The organism is Microcoleus sp. Pol12B4 (genome assembly GCF_036701385.1).
GTDB lineage: Bacteria > Cyanobacteriota > Cyanobacteriia > Cyanobacteriales > Microcoleaceae > Microcoleus.
On sequence record NZ_JAUBQR010000357.1, the window covers coordinates 1 to 3,809 of the forward strand.

Annotated in this window: 2 protein-coding genes; one reads left to right on the forward strand and one right to left on the reverse strand. The window is 48.0% G+C overall.

Going from position 1 to position 3,809, the window contains the following annotated elements:
• Positions 1-232 precede the first annotated feature (232 nt).
• Positions 233-793, forward strand: coding sequence for a Uma2 family endonuclease (locus tag QUA38_RS27980; RefSeq protein ID WP_333167641.1), 561 nt, complete (start codon positions 233-235; stop codon positions 791-793).
• Positions 794-997: 204 nt separating this feature from the next.
• Here the strand turns inward: QUA38_RS27980 and QUA38_RS27985 are convergent, their stop codons facing one another.
• Complete coding sequence (locus QUA38_RS27985; protein ID WP_333167643.1) at positions 998-3,346, reverse strand: PhoX family phosphatase; 2,349 nt, start codon at positions 3,344-3,346, stop codon at positions 998-1,000.
• Positions 3,347-3,809 lie beyond the last annotated feature (463 nt).

The following is a 3,809-nucleotide window of genomic DNA, read 5'->3' on the forward strand; positions in this document are numbered from 1 at the left end:
TAAATCCTCAGCATTTAAGAAATTGGTTTGCTAACTGTTGCTATTGTACCTCATAACAGCGGAAAACGCTGTAATAAGTACGTAAAAAAGTACGTAAAAATCCCTACAGCAAAATAGGGCGATTGTCCTACCTTTCTGATTCTTGCGAGTAAAAGGTATATTTACACTTTATTGTAGGCTACACAGGTAGATTCGAGCTATTCTAGAAACATACTTCATTCCCGATCGCATTATGGTTGCCTTACCCGATCGCCCATCGATGAGTGCAGAAGAATACCTGGCTTGGGAACCCACCCAAGAGGAACGCTACGAGTATTGGGATGGCGAAGTAGTCGCGATCGGAGGCGAAACCCGCAATCACAATCGGATTTGCATCAACTTCTTCAAGCTATTAGATGATAGCCTTAATCGCCCCTACGAAATTTACATTATAGATGTAAAAGTTCAAGTCCAACCAGGAAAAAAGTATTTTTATCCTGATGTTGTGGTAACTTGCGACGAGCATGATAAAGATCCGCAATTAGTGCAATTTCCTTCCTTAATTATCGAAGTTTTATCGCCTTCCACAGAAGCAGCAGCTCGCGGCATTAAATTTGCTAAATACCGCCAGTTTCCAACACTGCAAGAGTATGTCTTGGTGCAAGTTGAACAGCCAGCAGTAGAGATATTCCGGCGCAATCAACAGGGGCAATGGGTTCTCTCCGAGTATGGTTTGGGTGATTCCTTGCAACTTGAATCGGTGAATCTAGAAATTGCGATCGCCGATTTATATCGCCAAGTACAATTTTCTTAAAAATTCGGTTTATAAGGAATTTGATATTAATTAGCCTAGGGACTTTTTTTATTATTTGAACCAACCGCGAAGACGCGAACAGCACGAAGAAAGAACAGTATCTTCTTCTTTCTCCTTCTTCGCATCCGCGTGCCTCGCGGTTCATTTAATCTTACTCCCGATTCATAAAAACCAGGTTTCGGGGCCCCGATGCGTAAGTTCAATTTAAACAAACTGGCCCGTTGGAGTCGATCGCACCCGACGTATCCCAATCACCGACGGCATCGGCGATCGACGCCTGTCATTTTCAATATTACTAGGCCACAAACTGCCGCGAGACACACTCCGAGTCTGATTGAAAACAGCACCGTTCAAATCCAACATTTCAATTTGCCGACTCAGTACAGTACCATCATCGATCGGGCAATCTTCCCCCGGATGCTGCACCGAAAGCAATAGCGTATCTCCCACAAAAGTCGGCCCCGTCATTTCGCACCGATTCGGGCCGTAAGCAAACGGAATTACTGTTCCTGCATTCGGCCCAGAAGTCGGAATATAAAACAGCCAATTGTTGCCGAAAACTCCAGTAAAATCTGACACATTTCCAGTCTTGTTGTGGTCGATCGCCGTTGGCTTTCCAGCCGCACCGACATCAAAACCGTTATGCGTGCTAGTAGACATATCAGTCACGCCCCAAATGTTACCTTGAGTGTCAAAAGCCAAATTGTCTGCACTAGCAAATCCCGCCCCAGCTACCGAACCCGCTTCTCCACCTTGAGCCAGACGCTGCCAGCGGAACGTCAAACCTGCCCCATCGGGACTGTCTTCAATTATTTTGTAAAGTCCTCCCGACTGCTGAGTGCTGTTGACGGCGCTACTGTATTTAGCAACAGTAAAAATGCGAGAATCTGGATAGCCGTCGCTTCCGGGTGCGGCGTCAGTATAAGCAATAAAAACTTCCTTAGTAGTAGGATTGATTTCCAAATCTTCCGGCCGCGCCGTCGGAGTGCCACCAATCAAATTAGCAGCTAAAAAAGCATCAACTAAAACAGCACCTTGGCTGCTGTAAAAATTAGCAAGAGTTTTATTTTGGTAGCCCGGAAGTGCTGTTGCTTCATTGGTTGTATCTACTACAAAAGAACCGCCGTCTTCGGTTTGGCCAGCAATTCCGGCGCGTTTGGGCAAGCGAGTATTTGCATCTCTTTGAGCTTTGCCAAAACTTGCTAATTCCGCCTCGCCAACTTTAGAAGGACGCACCGGATTTGTCGGGGTATTTAATGTCAGTGGCAGCCATCTTCCAGTACCGTTGCGGTTGTATTGGGCAACGTACAAAATGCCGTCTTCAAATAATCGGCTGTTGTTTTTATCTGCGGGATTGGTGACAGTACCGTTGCTGACAAATTTCCATGTGTGTCCGCCGCGCCGATCGTCCCCCATGTACCCTATTAACTTGCGGCCTGCTTCAGCGCGAATCCCGACGTTTTCGTGGCGGAAACGGCCCAACCATGTGTGCTTCCGGGGGCGGAAACTGGGATCTAGGGGCTCGACTTCTACCATCCAGCCGTATTTTTCGCCGACTAAGCCGAATTCCTCACCGATAGTGCCCTTGGCGTAGCCCGTTTGGCCGCCGTTGGGTTTGATGTTTTCCTGAACTCCCACGAAGAATAGTTCGCTACCTTGGAAATTTTCTTCGGCGGAGAGGATTGTGCCCCACGGAGTTGTGCCGCCGGAACAGTTGTAGGCTGTACCGATTATCCGGTTTCCGAGCCCGTCGCTGTTGACTTGCGCGAATACTTGGGTAGCAGCAGGACCCGTGCCGATGAGGTAGTTGTCGTCGCCTTGTCTGCTTCCCCAGGAGGTGACATCTTTGTATTTGTCGGAACGCTGGCTGTTGATTGCGAGGCCGGAAAGTCCGTGGATACGGCGGTTGAGGGAGTCGCCGGCGATCGCCTGAAATCTACCGTTAGACTGTTTGGTGATGCGGACGATCGAACCACCGAGATTGTACAGAAATTCGCCGAGGGTAGCCTGATTCTTTACCGATAAATCTATACCGAGGACGGCGCGATCGCTCGCCGGAAATGGTGCCAGATCAGACGGCGCTTCCGGCGCCACTTTCGACATCGGGAAGGATACGTACTCGTGGTTAACCCAGAGATAACCGTCGTCATTGCTGCCGCGAATGCCTACAAAGCCCGTGTAGTCGTTGTTGTAGCCGAAATAGTCTGCCGGATCGGGAAAAACTCGATCGCCCCAGCGGAGAATCACGTAACGTTCGTATTCCGGCGGCACAACCACATCGTCAACAACCCTGTAACTCGTTAATCTAGTCTCCTGTGAGGCCGCCATCACAGTTCCCTGTCCCCCCGGCGCCATCGCCATGAAGCTGGGCAGTTCTCGATAAATTGGCAGCGGGTGGGGAAGTCTTACAGGAGTGAAAGATAGCGAAACTACAGCTTCGGCCGAGGTGGAATTGATGCCGAATAGTGTTTTAGTTACTTGAGGGGCAAGCACAGTGGTAGCGGCACTGCTGCCGAAGAAAATTAACAGTTGTCGGCGAGTTATTTTAGACATAAATTCCTGTTCAGCCCAACTTCCGTAATCTGATGATTCCGTATGAAACTCTATCACTGTTAAATTAAGGGAACTTAACCTGAAGATTAATTAAAATAGGGAGATATTTAGGTTAATAAAAAGTTAAACATTGTAATTGGCAACTGGTAATTGGGAATAGAGAGAGATTCAGGAAAAAATATATATCCGTGTATCCGTGATTTCCGTGTCGTGCTGTTGGTTATTTGTTATTTGTTATTTGTTACCAATGCCCGATGCCCGATGCCCGATGCCCAATGGCCCATTACCAATATTTTAATCATCTCGAAAACCCGGATCATTTTCTCGGGATGTCGATCGACTAGGCGCAGGTGCATTAATCACTTGCGAGAAACCCGAATTTGCGCGCGAAGTATTGCCGTCTCTGAATCCCAGCAGCAATTGAGCATCGGCAAAATATCTAGTCCACTGTTCGATTCTCGCA